The sequence below is a fragment of the Mesorhizobium sp. M1403 genome (assembly GCF_040317695.1).
GTDB lineage: Bacteria > Pseudomonadota > Alphaproteobacteria > Rhizobiales > Rhizobiaceae > Mesorhizobium.
The window spans coordinates 854,098-874,301 of the sequence record NZ_JAMYKY010000001.1 but is presented as its reverse complement, the minus strand read 5'-3'; the positions used below and the strand labels follow the sequence as shown (position 1 = coordinate 874,301).

Here is a 20,204-nt window from a genome sequence, read left to right as displayed (position 1 = left end):
CGGCCACACTTGTTGCATAATCGCCACAATGCGTTGCATACATCCGACGCAATCACTGGCTCTAGACGGCGACATGGCTCTGCACGCACCGACACTGAGCAAACCGCATTTCAGCACCACCGGCGCGCGAGACGGTCGCCGGCTGCTTGCGCTGCCCGGCGTGGTCGCCATTGCCGGTGCGCTGGTGACGGCGGCGATCTCCTTCGCCATTCTGGTTGGCGCCACGCCGATCACGCCCGACGCGCGGACGACGCTGGCGCTGATCGCGCTTAACGCCGCGTTCGTCCTGTTTCTGATCTTGCTGGTCGGCCGCGAAGTGCATCGCATCCTGATGGCACGCCGGCACGGCAAGGCTGCGTCGCGCCTGCATGTGCGCATCGTGGCGATGTTTGCGCTGGTCGCCGCCATCCCCGCGATCATGGTGGCGATCATCGCGTCGATCACGCTCGACATCGGCCTCGACCGCTGGTTCGAGATCCGCACCAAGACGATCGTCAATTCGTCGTTGTCGATCGCCGACGCCTATGTGCAGGAAAACGCACGAAATCTTCAGGGCACGACGTTGTCGATGGCTTACGACCTCGACGCTTCGCGCACGCTTTACGGCCTCGATCGGACCGGCTTCCTTGACCTCATGAACAAGGAGGCGGTTGGACGCTCCCTGGCACACGCAGCACTCATCAAGCCCGATGGTTCCTTCGTCATGAGCGCCAAGACCGACGCGGACTTTGCCATGCCGGAGCCGCCGGAGGGCGCTGTGGCAAGCGCGGCCAACGGCAAGCCGGTGCTGATCGAGCCGCGCACCCGTAACATCATGGGGGCCATCGTCAAGCTGCGCGAGATCGACGGGCTCTATCTCTACACCATTCGCCTCGTCGATCCCGAGGTGATCAAGGCACGGCAGATCGTCAAATCCAACACCGCAGAATATCGCGGTCTCGAAGACAATCGCCGCACCTCGCAAGTGGCTTTCGCGCTTCCCTATCTGTCGCTGACGCTGATCATTATCCTGTCCGCCATCTGGACCGGCATTGCGGTGGCCGACCGCCTGGTGCGGCCGATTCGTCAGCTCATCGGCGCGGCCGACGAGGTCGCTACCGGCAATCTCGATGTGGCCGTGCCAGTCCGCCCCTCCGACGGCGACGTCGCCTCGCTCGGCGACACCTTCAACAAGATGCTGATGGAGCTGAAATCGCAGCGCAACGAGATCCTGTCGGCCAAGGATCTGATCGACGAGCGGCGGCGCTTTTCGGAGGCTGTGCTTGCCGGCGTCACCGCCGGGGTCATCGGCGTCGATCCATATGGCATCGTCACCATCGTCAATCGTTCGGCCGAAACGATGCTGGCCATATCCGCCACCGCGGCGCTTGGGCAGAACCTTTCCGCCGTGCTGCCGCACGTCGGCCGCGTCTTCGAGATCGGCCGCAAGTCGGGCAAGCCGGTCTATCGCGAACAGGTCACCTTCTATCGTGCCGGCACCGAACGGACCTTCAACGTGCAGATCACGATTGAAGCCGGCGACGACGGTTCGGAGGATAAATCCTACGTCGTGACAGTCGACGACATTACCGATCTGGTCCAGGCACAGCGTTCCTCTGCATGGGCCGACGTGGCGCGGCGCATCGCCCACGAGATCAAGAACCCACTGACGCCGATCCAGCTTTCGGCCGAGCGTATCAAGCGCCGCTACGGCAAGGTCATCACCGAGGACCGTGAGGTTTTCGATCAATGCACCGACACCATCATCCGGCAAGTGGAGGACATCGGCCGCATGGTCGACGAGTTCTCAGCGTTCGCCCGCATGCCGAAACCAGAAATGAAGGCCATCGATCTGCGCGATTCGTTGCGCGAGGCCTCGTTCCTGGTCGAAGTGAGCCGCGCCGACATCACCTTCGAGCGCGTCTTCGGCAATGAGCCGCTCAAAGGCACGTTCGACAGCCGCCTGATGGCGCAGGCTTTCGGCAACGTCATCAAGAATGCTGCCGAAGCTATCGACGGACTTGATGCAGAGGATCGTCCGCACGGCATAATCCGGATTCAAGCCGGGCGTCAGAATGGCGCGATTCGAATCGACGTCATCGACAACGGCAGGGGCTTGCCGCGCGAAAACCGGCAGCGCTTGCTCGAGCCTTACATGACGACACGCGAGAAAGGCACCGGGCTTGGCCTCGCTATCGTCAAGAAGATCGTGGAGGACCATGGCGGGCGACTCGAATTGCACGATGCACCAGCGGAATTCCACGATGGGCGGGGTGCGATGATCAGCATCATCCTGCCGGTTGCCGCCACCGTTCCGATACGCGGCGAAAGCAAGACGGAACACGAAAAAGAAACTGAAAAGGTCGGTAATGGCGTCTGATATTCTCATCGTCGACGACGAGGAAGACATCCGCGAACTCGTCGCCGGTATCCTGAGCGACGAAGGTCACGAAACCCGCACGGCGTTTGACGCCGACAGCGCGCTGGCGGTGGTTGCCGACCGGGCACCCAGGCTGATCTTCCTCGACATCTGGCTGCAGGGCTCGCGGCTCGATGGCCTCGCTTTGCTGGACGAGATCAAGACGATGCACCCGAACCTGCCGGTGGTGATGATCTCGGGCCACGGCAATATCGAAACGGCAGTCTCGGCCATCCGCCGCGGCGCCTATGATTTTATCGAAAAGCCGTTCAAGGCCGACAGGCTGATCCTTATTGCCGAACGGGCGCTTGAAACGTCCAAATTGAGACGCGAGGTTTCGGATCTCAAGCTGCGCAGCGGCGAGACTTTCGACCTCATCGGCATGTCGTCGGCAATGAGCCAATTGCGCCAGACCATCGAGCGCGTCGCGCCGACCAACAGCCGCGTCATGATTATCGGCCCCTCCGGCTCGGGCAAGGAACTGGCGGCGCGCGCCATCCACGCACTGTCGGCGCGCAAGAGTGCACCGTTTGTGACGCTGAGTGCCGCCAACATCACGCCTGAGCGTATGGAGATCGAGTTGTTCGGCACCGAATCGAACGGCGTCGAACGCAAGGTCGGTGCGCTGGAGGAGGCCCATCGCGGCATTCTCTACATCGACGAAGTGGCCGACATGCCGCGTGAGACGCAAAACAAGATCCTGCGCGTGCTGGTCGAACAGCAGTTCGAGCGGGTAGGGGGCACCAAGCGGGTCAAGGTCGACGTACGCATCATCTCGTCGACCTCGCAGAACCTGGAAGCCATGATCGCCGACGGCCGTTTCCGTGAGGACCTTTATCATCGCCTGGCCGTGGTTCCGGTCATGGTGCCGGGACTGGCCGAGCGTCGCGAGGACATTCCTTATCTGGTCGACAATTTCATGAAGCAGATCGCTCGCCAGGCCGGCATCAAGCCGCGCCGCATCGGCGACGACGCGCTGGCGGTGCTGCAGGCGCACAACTGGCCGGGCAACGTTCGGCAGTTGCGCAACAATGTCGAGCGCCTGATGATCCTGGCGCGCGGCGACGATGTCGATGCGCCGATCACCGCCGACCTCCTGCCAGCCGAGATCGGCGACGTCATGCCGCGCACTCCAACCAAGTCCGATCAGCACATAATGGCACTGCCGCTGCGTGAAGCACGCGAACAATTCGAGAAGGACTATCTGATCGCCCAGATCAACCGTTTTGGCGGCAACATCTCGAAGACGGCAGAGTTTATCGGCATGGAACGCTCTGCACTGCACCGCAAGCTGAAGTCGCTGGGCGTCTGAGAGCCAAACCAGCCGTGGCCCACGCAATTACCGGTTACGGCGGTCGTGGAATCGCATAAGAGCACTGCAGCGCCGCGCGTCTTTGGGACGCACAAAGGAGGCTGTAGCATTTTGATTTTTGCGCATGATCCTTTCCGAAATCGATTCCGATTTTCGGGCTCATGCGCTGACTTCTCCAGGGGTTATCCATGCCGCGCATTGCCTATGTGAACGGACGCTATGTCGCTCACGCCGAAGCTTCCGTGCACATCGAGGACCGTGGCTATCAATTCGCCGACGGCGTCTACGAGGTCTGCGAGGTGGCGCGGGGCTTCATCGTCGACATGCCGCGCCATCTCGCCCGATTGAACCGCTCGCTCACCGAACTCTCGATCGACTGGCCGATCACGCGCGGCGTGCTGCCGCTCGTCATGGGCGAGGTGGTGCGCCGCAACCATGTCGTCGACGGCCTGGTCTATGTCCAGGTGACACGCGGTGTCGCCAGCCGTGAGTTTTTCTTCCCGCCGGCGGGCACGAAGCCGTCGCTGGTGGTGACCGCCAAAAAAGCCGATCCTGCAGCTGCCGCGAAGCGGGCCGAGAGCGGGATCCGGGTTATCACGGTGCCGGAGAACCGGTGGGATCGGGTCGATATCAAGTCGGTCGGCCTGTTGCCGAACGTGCTGGCCAAACAGAAAGCCAAGGAAGCAGGCGCCCAGGAGGCGTGGTTCGTCGATGTTGACGGCACCGTCAAGGAAGGTGGATCGTCGAACGCCTGGATCATCACCAGGGACGGCGTGCTGGTGACGCGGCCGGCCGAGCATGGCATCCTGCGCGGTATCACCCGCACGACACTGTTCGATGTCGCCGCCAAGCTCGGCCTGAAGATCGAGGAGCGCGGCTTTTCGGTTGCCGAGGCCAAGGCCGCGCGCGAGGTTTTCATCAGCTCCGCGACCACGATCGCCATGCCGGTGGTGGCAATCGATGGCGCTCCCGTCGCCAACGGCCACCCGGGCTCGATAACAGTTTCACTACGGCGGGCCTTTTTTGACGTTGCGGAAAAAAGTCCAGCCTGATAACCGCACAGATGGAATGAACATCAATATATCTCGTTCTGCTTGTCGTTACTGACGGCAAGATGGTGTTTGCGTGCTTGACATGTGCCAGCTAATTTGGCGCATTGGCTTGCAAACCGAAGGGGATCGGCGAAAGACAAGAACAATGGCGGAACGATCGCAAAATCTTCAGGACCTGTTCCTGAATTCAGTTCGCAAGAGCAAAAACCCACTCACCATCTTTCTCATCAACGGCGTGAAGCTGACCGGCGTGGTCACTTCGTTCGACAATTTCTGCGTTCTGCTGCGTCGCGACGGCCATTCCCAGCTCGTCTACAAGCACGCCATTTCCACGATCATGCCGAGCCAGCCGGTTCAGATGTTCGATGGTGAGGAAAGCCAGGGCGCCTGATTGGCACGTGAGAAAGACGCGGACCGCAGCGTTCGCGGAAAACCAGCACATCAGACCGGGACAGAGGCCAACGGTCCGACCCGGGCGGTGGTCATCGTGCCGGTGCTTACCCGGCAGCCGCGTGGCAACGACGACACCAATCGCCCGCGCCTGACCCGTTCCGCCGAGGCCCGTCGCGACGAGGCGGTCGGCCTCGCCAGCGCCATCGACCTTGACCTGGTCCACACGGCAGTGGTGACCGTCAACGATCCACGCCCGGCGACCTTGCTCGGCAGCGGCAAGGTCGCGGAGTTCGCCGAGATCGTCAAAGAGGGGCACGCGGAAGTGGTCATTGTCGATCATCCGCTGACACCGGTACAGCAGCGCAATCTCGAAAAAGAGTTGAACGCCAAGGTGCTCGACCGCACCGGGCTGATCCTGGAGATTTTCGGCGAGCGCGCCCGCACCAAGGAAGGCACGCTGCAGGTCGACCTTGCCCATCTCAACTACCAGAAGGGCCGCCTTGTGCGGAGCTGGACCCACCTTGAGCGCCAGCGCGGCGGCGCCGGCTTTCTCGGCGGCCCTGGCGAGACGCAGATCGAGTCGGATCGGCGTGTGTTGCAGGACAAGATCACCAAGCTGAAGCATGAGCTCGAAACGGTGCGCCGCACCCGCGACCTGCACCGCGCCAAGCGCAAGAAGGTGCCGTTTCCGGTGGTGGCGATCGTCGGCTACACCAATGCCGGCAAGTCGACGCTGTTCAACCGGCTGACCGGAGCAGGGGTGCTGGCGGAAGACATGCTGTTTGCCACGCTCGACCCGACGCTGCGCCGCGTGCGCCTGCCGCACGGAACGCCGGTCATCCTTTCCGATACGGTCGGCTTCATTTCCGACCTGCCAACGCATCTGGTCGCGGCCTTCAGGGCGACACTGGAGGAAGTGGTCGAGGCAGACCTCGTCATTCATCTGCGCGATATCTCCGACCCCGATACGGCCGCACAGGCCGAAGATGTCGAGCGCATCCTTGCCGATCTCGGCGTTGATGCCCGCGATAGCAAGCGCGTCATCGAAGTGTGGAACAAGATCGACCGGCTCGACGAGGGCAACCGCGCGCGGCTGCTTGCCGATGGTGCTGACGGCAGGAAGGCGCCGCCTATCGCCATATCGGCGGTTACCGGCGAAGGCATCGATGCGCTGAAGGCGATCATCGAGACGATGATGTCGGGCGAACTGGAGACGTTCACCGTCACGCTCAAGGCCGACCAACTCGGCGTCGTCGACTGGCTTTACCGCAACGGCGACATCGTCTCGCGTGATGACAATGAGGATGGCAGCGTGACCATCGCGCTCAAGGCCACACACAGTGCTCGACAAGAGATAGAAAGCCGATTGCGACGTCAAAACAATGGATAGGGCGTTTATTTCGCGCTTTTTGCCTGCTGCCAGAGCGCTTCCATCTCGTCCAGCGTCGCCTCTTCGAGGCTGTTTCCCGACGCTTGCAGCGCCTGCTCGACATGGTGGAAGCGCGACCGGAATTTTTCGTTGGTGCCGCTGAGTGCCGCTTCGGAATCGATTTTGAGGTGCCGGCCGAGATTGACGATCGCAAACAGCATGTCGCCGAACTCGTCCTTGATCGGTGCGCTGTCGCCTTTGGCCAGCGCTTCGCGTAATTCGCCGATCTCCTCCTCGATCTTTTCGAGGATCGGTGCCGCCTCGCTCCAGTCGAAGCCGACGCGGGCGGCCTTTTCCTGCAGTTTGAGGGCCCGGGTCAGCGCGGGCAGGGCGACCGGCACGCTGTCGAGAAAGCCCTTGCCATGGTCCTCGGGGTCGAGCCCTCGGACGAGGCGGGCGCTGCGCTTCTCCGCTTTTTCCTCCGCTTTGATCTTTTCCCACATGCCCTTCGCCATGCCGGCGCTGCGCGCCTTTTCGTCGCCGAAAACATGCGGGTGGCGGCGGATCATTTTTGTGGTGATGGCCTCGACCACATCGCCGAATGAGAATTCGCCGGCCTCCTCGGCCATTTGCGCGTGGTAGACCACTTGCAACAGGAGATCGCCGAGTTCATCGCGCAGATCGTCCAGGTCGCCCCGCGCGATGGCGTCCGCCACTTCGTAGGCTTCCTCTACCGTGTATGGCGCGATTGTCGAAAAGTCCTGCTCGATATCCCACGGGCAGCCGGTTTCCGGCGCCCGCAGCGCTGCCATGATCTCGATCAGCCGGGAAATGTCTTTCGAGGGTTTCATCTGGGAAACGCTATCCTGTACACGGCTGTGCGGCCAACGGCTTCAGCCGGTGAGGGCGCCTTGTCCACAGATCGGCGGCCAGACCATGATCGTGGAAGCCGGTTTTCGGAAAAGATCATGGTCAAGCAAAAAGTATCAGTCGAGCACGGAGACAATCGCCTTGGCGAGCGCGTCCATGCCGTCCTCGGGCAGGCCGGCAACGTTGATGCGGCTGTCGCCGACCATGTAGATGCCATGCTCGGCGCGCAGCCGCTCGACTTGCGCTTCCGACAGGCCAAGCCGGGAAAACATGCCGCGATGGCTGGCGACGAAATCGAAACGGTCGGAGTTGGACTGCCGCCGCAGCGCTTCGGCGAACTGGACGCGCAGCCGCAGCATGCGCAGGCGCATCTCTTCAAGCTCTGCTTCCCAGTCGGCCCGCAACGTAGCGTCCTCGAGCACCATGCGCACCGCAGCCGCGCCATGGTCCGGCGGCATCGAATACATGGCGCGCGCCGCCGACAGCATCTGGCCCATCGCCATATCCGCCTGCGCACCGTCTTTCGCCATGATCAGCGCTGCACCAACGCGGTCGCGATAGACGGCAAAGTTCTTCGAGCAGCTCGAGGCAACGACCATTTCCGGAACTTTCGCCGCCAGCAGGCGCAAGCCGGCGGCATCCGCATCAAGCCCCTCGCCAAAGCCTTGATAGGCGATGTCGACAAAGGGCAGCAGACCACGCTCAACGACGAGATCGGCAACGGCAGCCCATTGCGAGATGTCTAGATTGGCGCCCGTCGGGTTATGGCAACAGCCATGCAACAGCACGACGTCGCCGGGATTCGCGGTTCTCAACGCATCCAGCATGTCGTCGAAGCGAACCGCACCAGAAGCAACGTCGAAATAGGGGTACTCGCGTATCTGCAGGCCAGCGGCGCGCATCACCGGCATGTGGTTCGGCCATGTCGGATCCGATAGCCAGACCGTCGCGTCGGCGCGGGTCCTTTTCAGCAGCTCTGCCACCAGCCGCAGCGCGCCGGAGCCGCCGGGCGCCTGTGCCGCACGAATGCGCGTCATGTCGGCGGTTGGGCCGAACACCAACCTAGCCATTGCCGCGTTGAAGGCGGTATCGCCGGCAAGGCCGAGATAGGTCTTGGTGTCCTGGCCTCGCAGCAGCCGCTTTTCGGCTTCGCGCACCGCGCGCATCACCGGCGTCTTGCCGTCGCGATCCTTATAGACGCCGACCCCAAGATCGACCTTGTCGGGACGCGGGTCGGCGCGATAGAGCCCGATCAAGGCAAGGATCTTGTCGGCGGGCGCGGGCTGGAGATTTTCGAACATCGATAAGGTTCCGTTGGCGGCGGAGTGATACGCAAACCGGCCGTGCTTTGCCAGCGGTTTCATATGCGCCAACTCGGCGCCGGTTTGCCTCGAGGGCGGCCGATACTATCTACCGGGCGAGGGCAGGCCCGAGATCTCCCAGGACGAGAGCGCGGCGAGCCGAAAAAATTCGGGGAGAGCGGGATTAAAACCCCGACCTGCTCCGTAAACAGGACATGAAACGGCCGATGCCACGCTTCGATATTCTGGGACAGCTCGGTTCGCTGCGCCGCTACGCACGCTCGCTGACGCGCGACAGCGCCGATGCAGAGGATCTGGTGCATGATGCGCTGGTGCGTGCCTATGAGCGACGCGGCAGCTTCCGCTCAGGCGGAAATCTTCGCGTATGGCTGCTGTCAATCGTCCACAATGCGTTCATCGACGGCTTGCGATCCCGCAAATCCGAAGCGGTGCGCATCGAACAGGCCGGCCATCTCACCGAGGCCAGCGTCCAGGCTCCGCAGGAACATTCCGTCCGGCTGGCACAGGTGCGCGACGCTTTTTTCACATTGCCGGAAGAGCAACGTTGCGCGCTGCATCTCGTCGCCATCGAGGGGCTTAGCTACAGCGAGGCGGCCGAGGTTAGCGGCGTGCCGCTTGGCACGCTGATGTCGCGCATCGGTAGGGCGCGTGCGGCACTCCGCGAGATGGAGGACGCGGCACCGGCACGCACGAAAAGCCATCTGAAGATCGTCGGAGGTGGATCATGAACCAACTGCGCGATCCCGTCACCGACACCGATCTCGACGCCTATGTCGACGATCAGCTGGACGTTGCTCGTCGCATCGAGGTCGAGGCGTTCCTTTCGGCTCGCCCGGAAGCGGCCGCGCGGGTGATGACTGATCTGAGGACGCGTGACGAGCTGCGCGTGGCGCTTGCCGGATCGAAAGGCATGGCGCGGCCGGCGACGGCTGATGCGGCACGGCGGCTGGAGCGGGGGTTAGCGCGCGGCCGTGTCCTTGGTGCTTTGCAGCGCGCGGCGGCTGTCGCTGTTTTCGTCGCCGCCGGCTGGCTTGCGAACGGGCTCATCGGACCGATATCGGTGACGGAAGTCGTCGCTTCGACCCATCCGCCCGCCTATGTGGAGGACGCAGTCCGGGCGCATCGGACGACGCTCGTGCGCGAGGCGATGTCGTCACAACTCGAGGCGCCCGGCTACAATGCCGACGAAATCCGTGCCGCCACGGCGATCGTCATGCCATCGCTGCCAACGGACTGGACGGTCCGTGACGTGCAGATCTACCCATCGCAGTTCGGCCCGAGCGTCGAGATGGCTGTCGAGACAAAAGAGATGGGGCTGCTCTCGCTGTTCGCCATCCGGCCCGGAACATTCGACGTCGTCAAGCCGACTGTCGTTCCGTCGGGCGAGGTTTCCTCGGCCTATTTCCAGATCGGCGAGGTCGCCTACGCAGTCGTCGCACGTAGCGATGTCCGCGGCCTCGATCGCACGGCCGAAGCGCTCGCCAAAACACTCTACTGATCGACTACCTCTAAGAAGGAGAACCAAATGAACAATCTGGGATACATTGGGACCAGAGCCCGAGCCGGAGCCGTCTACGACGAAGGCCTGCGCCGGCACATGCTGCGCGTCTATAACTACATGGGCCTTGGCCTCGTCGTTACGGGCGTGATCGCCCTCGTGGTGGCCTCCACGCCCGCCCTTTACGTGCCGATCTTCTCCACCCCGCTGAAATGGGTGGTGATGCTGGCGCCGCTGGCCTTTGTGCTGCTGTTCTCGTTCCGTATGCAGACGATGTCGGCGGCCGGGGCCCAGGCAATGTTCTGGGCGTTCTGCGCGGTCATGGGTCTGTCGCTGGCTTCCGTGTTCCTGGTCTTTACCGGCACCAGCATCGCCCGCACCTTCTTCATCGCCGCCACCATGTTCGGCGCCACCAGCCTTTATGGCTATACGACCAGTCGCGACCTGACGCAGTTCTCGTCCTTCCTGATCATGGGCCTGATCGGCGTGGTGATCGCCAGCATCGTCAATATCTTCCTGGGTTCGACAGCGCTGCAGTTTGCGATCTCGGTGATCGGAATCGCCGTCTTCGTCGGGCTCACGGCCTGGGACACGCAGACGATCAAGGAGCAGTACGCCGAAAACTTCGGCGCCGAAACACAGCAAAAGCTCGCCGTTTTTGGTGCATTCTCGCTCTATCTGAACTTCGTCAACATCTTCCAGCTGTTGCTGAACTTCACCGGCGAGCGCGAATAGCCGCGTCGGACCGAGACCGGAATAGTACATCATGGACAGAAACGACCAGCAGGCGATCGGACAGCTCTTCGAGAAGCTCGCAAATGTCGAGCGCCAGGCGCCGCCGCGCGATGCCGAAGCGGAACGCTTGATCCAGGACCAGATCACCCAGCAGCCTGGGGCGCCATACTACATGGCACAGACGATCGTGGTGCAGGAGCGGGCCCTGAACCCAGCGCAGGCGCGCATCGAAGAGCTGGAGGAGCAGGCGCGGCAGCCTGCCGGCGGTGGACCGCTCAGTGGCTTCTTCGGCCGCAGCGGCGGCAGGCGCTCAGGCTCGGTTCCGCGGGTAGGGCGCACCGCCTCTGCTGCCGCGGAGGAGCCACAAGACCAGTCACAGCGGGCCGGCGGCGGGTTCCTTGCCGGCGCCGCGCAGACCGCGATGGGGGTGGCAGGCGGCGTGCTGCTCGGCAATGCGATCGCCGGCATGTTTGGCGGCAGCGAAGCGCAGGCAGCCGAACGGCCGGCACCGCAGCCGGACGAAGCCGACCAGGCAGACGATGCCAGCTCCGATAATGGCGGTGACTTCGGGGATATGGAATTCTGACGAGCGACCCAGCCTGTGCCGGCGCTCGTGACGATTGCCGGTCACCGGGTAGGCGGGGGCAGCATCCGGCAAGCGCGCCCTCGCCGGCGGCTAATAGCCCAAGCGCTTCAATTCAGCCTTGACCGCCCTGATCGTCTTGAAACGGAAACGCTTCGTCGTGCCGTCGCGCCATCCGCAGTCGCAGGTGGCGTCGAACTTTTGGCTCACTTTCAATTGCGTCAGCGCCTTCTGGCCCGGTTTGGGGGCGTCGAAGATGCGAACTTCGTAGAGCGTCCCCGAAACGTCGTAGTGCGAAACAGGCCAGGCAAGTATGACAGTCAGTTCCTTTGCCGGATCGTGATCGGCGTTGACGAGGCCGAGCGCTGTAATCTCTGGCGTGCCGCCTTCGTGTTCGCCAAGCGTGACCTGGATTGTACGGTACCCGTCGGGTTGCTGCTGTAGTGCGACGAGTGGGCGTTCCGGATATTCCTCAGTGGTCTGGTAATCGACGAACAGTGTCTGGAGGCCGTTCCAGGTCACGGCTGTGGTGTGCGGATCAGCGTTGTCCGCGAACCCAACCACACGTTTCGCGAAAGCCAGGTCATTCTCGCCCTGGCGCACGATCAAAGTCCTGCGCTCGCGCGTCAGTTAATGCGCAGGCGAGGGTGAGGGCAAGACTTGCAAGCAGTGTGTTCATGATTCGCAACCCTAGCACCGCGTTGCCCCACAAATGCTGTCTCGCTGCCAACGGACGCTACAGGCTTCAGTGGACGCTACAGGCTTCAGTCGCATAAGATAGATTATGGAACTGACATGGCCGATAGGACGTGGCGAAGATAGCATAAGCGAGCCACTGGGCGGTTTGGAGCGAACTCTGTAACCCAGCTATGAAAACCTTGGTCCTTTACGCTGATTTGTAAGGGATTTCGATCGTCATGCCGTCATAGGCAGGCTCGACGTTGGCCGGCGTCTCGGCCATTACCGTGGCGTAGTCGAGCGGCACATGCATATGCGTCAGCACCGCGTTCTTCGGCGCCAGTCTTTCGATCCAGCCGAGCGCCTGGCCAAGCGACAGATGGCTCGGATGGAAGGTGTATTGCAGCGCGTCGATGACCAGCATGTCCAGCCCGCGCATACGCTCGGCTGTCGCTCCCGGAAAGTCGCTGATGTCAGGGCAATAAGCGAGATTGCCGATACGAAAACCCAGCGAGATGATGTCGCCGTGGATTTGCGGCAGCGGTTCGAGGGTGAGGGCGCCGCCCTCGCCTTCGATCACCACCGGCCTGTTGTGGTCGATGATATGGGCGTTGACGATCGGCGGATACGAACTGCCTTTCGGTGTTTCGAAACAGTAGCGGAACGCTTCCCTCAGCCGCAGCATGGTAACCTGATCGGCATGGATGTCGATCAGGTGGCGCTGCTCGAGCACGAAGCCGCGCAAATCGTCGATGCCGTGGATGTGGTCGGCATGCGGATGCGTATAGACGACCGCATCGATGCGCCTGACCGATGCCAGCAGCATCTGCTCGCGAAAATCCGGGCCGGTGTCGATGACGACCGTGGTCCTGGCGCCATTCGCCGCGATCCGCTCGACGAGCGCTGCGGTGCGCATGCGCCGGTTCTTTGGGTTGGTCGGATCACAATTGCCCCAGTCGCCGGTGATGCGTGGCGTGCCCGGCGATGAGCCGCAGCCGAGGACGGTAAGACGCAACCGATCGCTCATGCGTCAGGCGCCCGGCGCGCTCGGGCGCGGCATTTTCCTGAACAACCGGAAGAAATTGTCGGTGGTGATAGCAGCGATCTCGGCCTCGCTGACGCCGATCGTGTCGGCCAGCACCTTGGCTGTATGCGCGACATAGGCAGGCTCGTTGCGCTTGCCGCGAAACGGGATCGGCGCAAGGTATGGCGCGTCGGTTTCGACCAGCAGACGGTCGCGCGGCACATCGGCGGCGACGGCGCGCAGCTCGGCGGAGTTCTTGAAAGTCAGGATGCCGGAAAACGAAACGTAGCCGCCGAGCGCCACGCCGATCTCGGCCAGCCGGCGCCCCGATGAAAAACAGTGCAAGATGAAGGGGAAGGCGCCCTTCCCTGTTTCTTCTTCGAGGATATCAGCCATGTTGTCGTCGGCGTCGCGTGAATGGATGACCAGCGGCAGACCGGTCTCACGAGCCGCGGCGATGTGGGTGCGAAAGCCCTGCGCCTGTGCATCGCGCGGCGCATGATCGTAGAAATAATCGAGCCCGGCCTCGCCGATCGCCACCACCTTGTGATGATCGGACAGCCGCACCAGATCCTCGACAGTCACATCAAGCTCTTCGGCCGCATTGTGCGGATGGGTACCGACCGAGCAATAGACCTCATCGAAAGTCTCCGCAATCTCAAGCACTTGTTGAAACCGCTTCACCCGCGTCGAGATCGTCACCATGCGGCCGACACCGGCCGCAAGGGCGCGGGCGACGATGGCCGCCCGCTCCTCGGCGAAATCCGGAAAGTCGAGATGGCAGTGACTGTCGACCAGCATCAGGCGCTTGTATCCGTTTGCTCGACATAGCGTGGAAATACCGGTTCCGGCGCCGGCAGTGCCGTGCCGGATACCAGCGCGTGAGCCTCGGCGACATTCGCGAAATCGCGGCTGTCCGCCGGCACCGCCAAAAGGTCGAGCAGCTTTGCCGCCGACTCCGGAATGAAGGGCTGGCACAGCAGCCCGACACGCCGGATCACTTCAGCCGTCGTCCACAGCACCGTTTCCATGCGTGCCGGATCGGTCTTCTTCAGCGCCCATGGCTCCTGGCCGGCGAAATAGCGGTTGGCTTCCGCCACCACGCCAAAGATCGCCGCCAGCGCCAGATGGATGCCCTGGTCGGCCATCGTCCTGCGCGCCGTGACAAGGGCGGCATTGGCCTGATCGAGGATCGCCTTGTCGGCATTGCTCAATTCGCCGCGCTTAGGCACCACGCCGCCGCAGTTCTTGGCGATCATCGACAGCGAGCGCTGCGCCAGATTGCCGAGATCGTTGGCAAGATCGGCATTGGTGCGGTTGACGATGGCATCGTGACTGTAGCTGCCGTCCTGGCCAAACGGCACTTCGCGCATGAAGAAATAGCGCACCTGGTCAAGGCCGTAGTGCTCGATCATCGCGAACGGATCGACGACATTGCCGACCGACTTCGACATTTTCTCGCCACGGTTGAACAGAAAACCATGCGCGAACACGCGCTTCGGCAATTCGATGCCAGCCGACATCAGGAATGCCGGCCAGTAGACCGCGTGGAAGCGGAGGATGTCCTTGCCGATGACGTGGGCGTTTGCCGGCCAGAAAGACCATCTCTCATTGGCCGGATCCGGATAGCCGGCGGCGGTGATGTAGTTGGTTAGTGCATCGACCCAGACATACATCACATGCTTCTCATCGCCGGGCACCGGCACGCCCCATTTGAATGTGGTGCGCGAGATCGACAGATCCTTCAGGCCGGATTTGACAAAGCTGATGATTTCGTTGCGCCGCTCCGCCGGTCCGACGAATTCGGGGCTGTTCTCGTAGAGCGCGAGCAGTCTGTCCTGATAGGCGGAAAGGCGGAAGAAATAGCTCTCTTCCTCGGTCCATTCGACGGGCGAGCCGAGTGGTTCGCGGCGCACGCCGTCGTCACCGACCTTGGTTTCGGCCTCGTCGAAATAGGCTTCCTGCCGCACCGAATACCAGCCGCTGTAGCGGTCGAGGTAGATGTCGCCATTCTCAGCCATGCGCGTCCAGATCGCCTGGCAGGCCTTGTAATGACGCTCCTCGGTGGTGCGGATGAAAACGTCGTTCGAGCAACCGGTCGCTTCGAGCATCGAGCGGAAGATCGCCGAGTTGCGATCGGCAAGCGCTTTCGGCGCTAAGCCTTCGGCGTCCGCCGTCTGCTGCATCTTCAAACCGTGCTCGTCGGTTCCCGAGACGAAGAAGACGTCCTTGCCGTCGAGCCGCTGGAAGCGGGCCAGCGTGTCGCTGGCGATGACATTGTAGGCATGGCCGATATGCGGCTTGCCGTTCGGATAGAAAATCGGCGTCGTGACGTAGTATTTTTCGCGTGCCATGGATGAGCCGTCATGAATGTCTGAATGAAAGATGTCGCGGTGAGATATCGCATCGAAACGGCAATTGCCATCCGACGCCAATGTGGTGGCTTCGAAGTTCCTGCGATTGATTGGGATCAAAACTCAGGGGCTTCAAAGCCACGCCAGCGGCCGTCACATTCGCATTGCAGAATTCAGGCGGTCGATCATGGTCAGGGCGTGCTGCTTCTTGTCGAGATTGTAGGTCTCGGTTTCAGATATAGCGTTCAAAGCCTCGTGCCAAGTATCCGACAGCGTTTTGGCCCGCGCCAAATCGCCGGCCAGCGCGGCCTGGCTGGCGCCGGCCGACAGAAGATCAAGTGCGCGGCGATTGAAGATGTCGAACGGGATCGCCTGGTCGCGGCCGGCGACCGCCTCGGCAAGACGGTAGGCGCCGGCGACATCTGTCTTTTTGGCCATCACCAGGGCGTCGAGGGTGGCGGCGATTTCCAGCCCGCCATATTGCGTCAGCAGGATCGCATTGCGGGCGCTGCCCCCTGCCCGTTCCGCCAGCGCCGCGCGCGCCGCAGGATCCTCCGGTGGCGGTGGCTCGATGCCCTCCAGAACCGTCATCAAGCTCTCGGCATCGAGCGGCGCCAACCGCACCATCTGGCAGCGCGAGCGGATCGTCGGCAGCAGGCTGCCCGGCGCATGGACGATGAGGATGAACAAGGTGCGCGCCGGTGGTTCTTCAAGATTCTTCAGCAAGGCATTGGCAGCATTGGTGTTCATGTCGTCGGCGGGATCGACGATAACCACCCGGTAGCTGCCGTCATGCGAGGTCAGCGACAGAAAGCGGCTGACCTTGCGGATCTCGTCGACGGTGACCACGGTCTTGAAGCTCTTGGTCTTGTCGTTTGCGGGGCGCGTAAGATGCAGCACCGAAGGATGCGCGCCGGTGGCGATCTGACGAAACAGCGACGATGCCGGATCGGGAACGGCAAGGCTTTCCGGCGCCTGCCCGAAGGCCGGGTGCTTCAACAGGTGATGCGCCAGGTGAAAGGCCAGCGTCGCCTTGCCGATGCCGACCGGCCCGGCAAAGATCAGCGCGTGCGGCAGCTTTCCCGAGCGATAGGCGGCGGCAAGCATATCGGCGGCCTGAAGATGTCCGACGAGACGCGGCGTCTCGGATGGCTCCGGCACCCCGTCCAGCGTATCGTGCTGTTCGGGTGCGATGCGTTCGAAAATCATGCCGGCGCCGCCTGTCTGCTTTGCGCCGGCATCATCTTCTCGAGAGCCGCGAAGACGGTGGCGGTAACGACATCCTCCACCGTGTCCGGGTCGGCTGATGCATCGACGACGACGCAGCGTTCGGGTTCAGCCGCGGCGATCGTCAGAAACGCCTCGCGGCGGCGCTGGTGGATGGCCAATGTTTCCTTCTCGAAGCGGTCCGGGCCGTCACTACTGCCCCGTCGGGCGGTAGCGCGCCTCAGTCCCTCGGCGGGGTCGATGTCGAAGATCAGCGTCATGTCCGGCACCATGCCGTTGATGGCGACCTTCTCCAACGCGTCCATGAATGCCGGGTCGAGGCCTCCGGTGACGCCCTGGTAGACGCGAGAGGAATCCATGAAGCGGTCGCAAAGCACGACCGAGCCGCGCTCGACTGCCGGCCGGATGACCTGTTCGACATGGTCGGAACGCGCGGCGGCGAAAAGCAGCGCTTCCATCTTGGGGCCGAACGGCTCGGCTGCGCCTGAAAGCAGGACATGCCTGACCGCCTCCGCGCCCGGCGAGCCACCCGGCTCACGCGTCACCAGTACATCGTATTTCTTGGCGCGCATCTTCTTTGCCAGCCGCCCGATCTGCGTCGACTTGCCTGCTCCTTCGCCGCCTTCAAAAGTGATGAAAAATCCGCGCGCCAAAGCCTTTGTCCATACTTCGGGGACCGTATAGTCCCGGCGGGAAAAAAGGTCCACCGCGACGGTGCTAACGCAGCCAGCCGACGGCCAGTTCCTTGGCGGCATCGAGCGCGCGTTGCGGCAACGAACCGACACCGATCGACTCGGCGGCAAAAAGCGGCGTCTCCTGGCTCAGCGTATCGCCGATCCAGACGCGCAGCGTACCCACCGGCTGCCCCTCCTCCACCGGCGCTGCCACCGGTCCGTCATAGACAATCCTGGCGGTGAGCTTGTCGCGGTTGGCGATCGGTAGGAAGATCTCCACGGGTCCATTAGCCTTTAACGCGACGCCGGATTTGGAGCCGCCAAAGACCTGGGCTTCGCCAACCACTTCGTCCTTGGCGAATATCTCCGTCTTCTCGAACGAGCGAACGCCCCAGTCGAGCAGCTTTCGCGCTTCCTCGGCGCGCTCGCGGTCGTTTGCCAGTCCGCTCATTGCCGCAATCATCCTTGTTCCATTGTGGCTGACCGAGCCGACTATGCCGAATCCGGATTGCTCGCTGGCGCCGACTGCAAGGCCGTCGGCGCCTATATCCATGGCCAGCAACGGGTTGCGGTTCCTCTGGGAAATCTTGTTCCAGCTAAAATCCTTCTGGCCATAATAGCGGTAGAGATCCGGGTAGTTGCGCCAGATATGCAGGGCCAGAAGCGCAAGCTCGCGAACGCTCGTTTGCTGCCCGTCGGCCGGCAGACCGGTGGAATTGACGAAGGTCGATTTCTGCAAGCCGATCTGGCGGGCGCGCTCGGTCATCTGCGCCGCGAAATTCGCTTCGGACCCGGCCATTCCTTCAGCGATGACGATACAGCCGTCATTGGCCGCCTGCACGGTCACGCCCTGGATCAGGTCCTCCAGCCGGATCGTCGACTTGAGTTTCGCGAACATGGTCGATGTCCCCGAAGGAGCGCCGCCCTTGCGCCAGGCGTTCTCGCTGACCACGAAAGTGTCGTCGAGCGTCATGCGCCCTGATTTGATGGCGTCGAAGACCACTTCCATCGTCATCAGCTTGGCCAGCGAGGCCGGCGGGATCAACCTGTCCGCATCCTTGGAAAACAGCACGGTGCCGGTTTCGGCGTCGATCATGAAGGCCTGCGCGGCCTTGGTCTCGAAAAGCTGTGCTGAGACCGGCACAAGCGAGAGCAGCAGCAGGCCGAGCGTCATGAGCCCGGTGGAAGGACGGAAAAATTTCATCGGGTTCGACCAGTCAGCCGGCGCTCTTTTGCAAGTTGGCCGAAGCTAGCAGGCTTTTCCACGGCGGATCAATCGCGCACGAGAAAGCCAGGCGACCCGCCATCAGTTGCGTACGGCAAGCGCATCCGGCGCACCATGCGACCACGCGGCCTGCAGCATCTCGTCCAGGCTGCCATGGCCGTCGGCATAGAGGTTGACCGAGTACCAGCCTTTGCCGTCGAGTTCGGAGCGCTGGATCTCGGTCTTGCCGAAGCTGGAAAGTTTGGCCGCCACCCGCTCGGCTTCGGCGGCATCCTCGAACGAACCCGCCGCGACATAGTCCGTGGGCGACCCGGCTGGAGGAGCTTGCCGTTTCCAGGATTGAAGAATCTCGGCGGGCGACATGCCGACGTCATCCAGCGCGGCGAAGGCGTTGGAGGCGCGCTGCACGCGCTCATTGGCATAGGACAGCGACGCCACAGTGAATGGCGATTGCGCCGGCAGGTTGATTTCCGGACGCTCCGGCACGATCGGTCCAAATTCGGGCAGCGTCACATCGCCGGAGGCCGGTGCCTGCGTCGCAACGACAGCTTCCGATGCCTGCCCGGAATTCGTCAGCTGACCGGGGAACGGCACCACCGCGGCGCTTACCGGCAGGCTCGGCGACGGCCCATTCATGGCGACCATGACACCGCTGGGCAGACCGTCCGATGGATCCGGTGCCCTGTTGCCGGGATGGTACGAGGCCATCAGATATTGACCGTCATTGCCTTCGAGCGGCGCACGGCCGACATATTCGACCTTCACCTCGGCCGTACCGATATTGGCATAATCGAGCATTTCAGCAGCGCGCTTAGACACATCGATGATGCGTCCATCATGATAGGGTCCGCGATCGTTGACGCGCACGATCACCGAGCTGCCGGTCTTCATGTTGGTGACACGCGCATAGCTCGGCAGCGGCATGGTCGGATGCGCCGCCGTCAGATCTGCCATGTCGTAGACTTCGCCGTTGGCGGTCAACCGGCCGTGGAAGGCCTCACCATACCAGGATGCGAGGCCAACCTTGGCGTAACGCTTGTCTTCCTTTGGATAGTACCACTTGCCGCGCACCTGATAGGGTCTGCCGAGCTGATCGCGTCCGCGAGACGTCTTGAACATCACGCGCGGGCTGGCTTTCACACCGTATTCGGCTTCGGAAAAATATTCCTTGGAGCGTGGTTTCTTGTTGACCATCGCCTTTTGCTGCGGCCCGGCACATGCCGCAAGAAAGGCTGCCGACAAGGCAAACAGCGCGAAAGCGGAAGCGCGACGAAGACGCGGGCGCGCCGTAGTCTGCATTTTCGATTGTCCCCTACAGTCTCGACGAAGGCACCGCAGCTTTAACGTTGGCGGTGCCAAAGCACCCACTCCAGAAACGCCGGCGACTCCCAACCCCAATCCTTTTGTGCGCAGGAATTGTTTATCACCGTATTAACCGATTGTGGTCGGAACCGGGCGAGATTGTGGCACGACCGTCTCGCCGATCGGCA

19 protein-coding genes are annotated in these 20,204 nt (G+C 62.4%); 9 read left to right on the top strand and 10 right to left on the bottom strand.

Annotated features, from left to right (window positions below; translation table 11 throughout):
• The first annotated feature begins 73 nt into the window (after positions 1-73).
• The 5 genes from NKH01_RS04385 (at position 74) to hflX (ending at position 6,545) form a co-directional block, all read left to right on the top strand.
• On the top strand, positions 74-2,359 hold the full coding sequence (locus tag NKH01_RS04385; protein ID WP_023717577.1) for a sensor histidine kinase NtrY-like: 2,286 nt from the start codon (positions 74-76) through the stop codon (positions 2,357-2,359).
• Complete coding sequence (ntrX, locus tag NKH01_RS04380; RefSeq protein ID WP_352482545.1) at positions 2,349-3,710, top strand: nitrogen assimilation response regulator NtrX; 1,362 nt, start codon at positions 2,349-2,351, stop codon at positions 3,708-3,710. Before NKH01_RS04385 ends, ntrX begins: the two co-directional genes overlap by 11 nt.
• 188 nt (positions 3,711-3,898) lie before the next feature.
• Positions 3,899-4,762 (top strand): D-amino-acid transaminase, encoded by an 864-nt coding sequence (locus NKH01_RS04375; protein WP_023717579.1) that lies wholly within the window; start codon positions 3,899-3,901, stop codon positions 4,760-4,762.
• Between the two features lie 145 nt (positions 4,763-4,907).
• The gene (gene hfq, locus NKH01_RS04370; RefSeq protein WP_006202172.1) at positions 4,908-5,153 is read left to right on the top strand and encodes an RNA chaperone Hfq; all 246 of its coding nucleotides are present in this window, start codon (positions 4,908-4,910) and stop codon (positions 5,151-5,153) included.
• Positions 5,154-6,545 carry a GTPase HflX gene (hflX, locus tag NKH01_RS04365; protein ID WP_353006125.1) on the top strand — a complete coding sequence of 464 codons (1,392 nt, stop codon included), beginning with the start codon at positions 5,154-5,156 and terminating at the stop codon, positions 6,543-6,545. It abuts the gene before it with no gap.
• Between the two features lie 5 nt (positions 6,546-6,550).
• Here hflX and mazG read toward each other — a convergent pair whose 3' ends face one another.
• Positions 6,551-7,375: a nucleoside triphosphate pyrophosphohydrolase gene (mazG, locus tag NKH01_RS04360; RefSeq protein ID WP_352496547.1), complete on the bottom strand. Its 825-nt coding sequence runs from the start codon at positions 7,373-7,375 to the stop codon at positions 6,551-6,553.
• 135 nt (positions 7,376-7,510) lie between these two features.
• On the bottom strand, positions 7,511-8,695 hold the full coding sequence (locus NKH01_RS04355; RefSeq protein ID WP_352587530.1) for an amino acid aminotransferase: 1,185 nt from the start codon (positions 8,693-8,695) through the stop codon (positions 7,511-7,513).
• Positions 8,696-8,910: 215 nt separating this feature from the next.
• Here NKH01_RS04355 and NKH01_RS04350 point away from each other — a divergent pair, with 215 nt between their 5' ends.
• Genes NKH01_RS04350 through NKH01_RS04335 form a run of 4 tightly spaced genes read left to right on the top strand, consistent with a single transcriptional unit; the run spans position 8,911 to position 11,535 of the window.
• The gene (locus NKH01_RS04350; protein WP_023717583.1) at positions 8,911-9,444 is read left to right on the top strand and encodes a sigma-70 family RNA polymerase sigma factor; all 534 of its coding nucleotides are present in this window, start codon (positions 8,911-8,913) and stop codon (positions 9,442-9,444) included.
• On the top strand, positions 9,441-10,214 hold the full coding sequence (locus NKH01_RS04345) for an anti-sigma factor family protein (protein WP_023717584.1): 774 nt from the start codon (positions 9,441-9,443) through the stop codon (positions 10,212-10,214). Before NKH01_RS04350 ends, NKH01_RS04345 begins: the two co-directional genes overlap by 4 nt.
• A gap of 27 nt (positions 10,215-10,241) precedes the next feature.
• On the top strand, positions 10,242-10,949 hold the full coding sequence (locus NKH01_RS04340) for a Bax inhibitor-1/YccA family protein (RefSeq protein WP_023717585.1): 708 nt from the start codon (positions 10,242-10,244) through the stop codon (positions 10,947-10,949).
• Between the two features lie 31 nt (positions 10,950-10,980).
• On the top strand, positions 10,981-11,535 hold the full coding sequence (locus NKH01_RS04335; protein ID WP_353019117.1) for a DUF2076 domain-containing protein: 555 nt from the start codon (positions 10,981-10,983) through the stop codon (positions 11,533-11,535).
• A 90-nt stretch (positions 11,536-11,625) separates the two neighbouring features.
• On the opposite strand, the gene NKH01_RS04330 is transcribed toward NKH01_RS04335, so the two are convergent.
• From NKH01_RS04330 to NKH01_RS04295, 8 genes are all read right to left on the bottom strand, one after another.
• On the bottom strand, positions 11,626-12,141 hold the full coding sequence (locus NKH01_RS04330) for a hypothetical protein (RefSeq protein ID WP_353019116.1): 516 nt from the start codon (positions 12,139-12,141) through the stop codon (positions 11,626-11,628).
• 277 nt (positions 12,142-12,418) lie between these two features.
• Entirely contained in the window at positions 12,419-13,237 is an 819-nt protein-coding gene (locus NKH01_RS04325; protein ID WP_352482553.1) for an MBL fold metallo-hydrolase, read from the bottom strand.
• 3 nt (positions 13,238-13,240) lie between these two features.
• Positions 13,241-14,035 carry a TatD family hydrolase gene (locus NKH01_RS04320; RefSeq protein ID WP_352494666.1) on the bottom strand — a complete coding sequence of 265 codons (795 nt, stop codon included), beginning with the start codon at positions 14,033-14,035 and terminating at the stop codon, positions 13,241-13,243.
• Positions 14,035-15,621: a methionine--tRNA ligase gene (gene metG, locus NKH01_RS04315; RefSeq protein WP_353019195.1), complete on the bottom strand. Its 1,587-nt coding sequence runs from the start codon at positions 15,619-15,621 to the stop codon at positions 14,035-14,037. Before metG ends, NKH01_RS04320 begins: the two co-directional genes overlap by 1 nt.
• A gap of 120 nt (positions 15,622-15,741) precedes the next feature.
• Positions 15,742-16,797, bottom strand: a complete 1,056-nt coding sequence (locus NKH01_RS04310) for a DNA polymerase III subunit delta' (RefSeq protein WP_353019112.1) — start codon at positions 16,795-16,797, stop codon at positions 15,742-15,744.
• On the bottom strand, positions 16,794-17,468 hold the full coding sequence (gene tmk, locus NKH01_RS04305; RefSeq protein WP_352482558.1) for a dTMP kinase: 675 nt from the start codon (positions 17,466-17,468) through the stop codon (positions 16,794-16,796). The genes NKH01_RS04310 and tmk overlap by 4 nt, the downstream gene beginning before the upstream one ends.
• A 64-nt stretch (positions 17,469-17,532) precedes the next feature.
• The gene (locus NKH01_RS04300) at positions 17,533-18,663 is read right to left on the bottom strand and encodes a D-alanyl-D-alanine carboxypeptidase family protein (RefSeq protein ID WP_036244342.1); all 1,131 of its coding nucleotides are present in this window, start codon (positions 18,661-18,663) and stop codon (positions 17,533-17,535) included.
• A 132-nt stretch (positions 18,664-18,795) separates the two neighbouring features.
• Positions 18,796-20,013 (bottom strand): septal ring lytic transglycosylase RlpA family protein, encoded by a 1,218-nt coding sequence (locus NKH01_RS04295; protein WP_353019111.1) that lies wholly within the window; start codon positions 20,011-20,013, stop codon positions 18,796-18,798.
• Positions 20,014-20,204 lie beyond the last annotated feature (191 nt).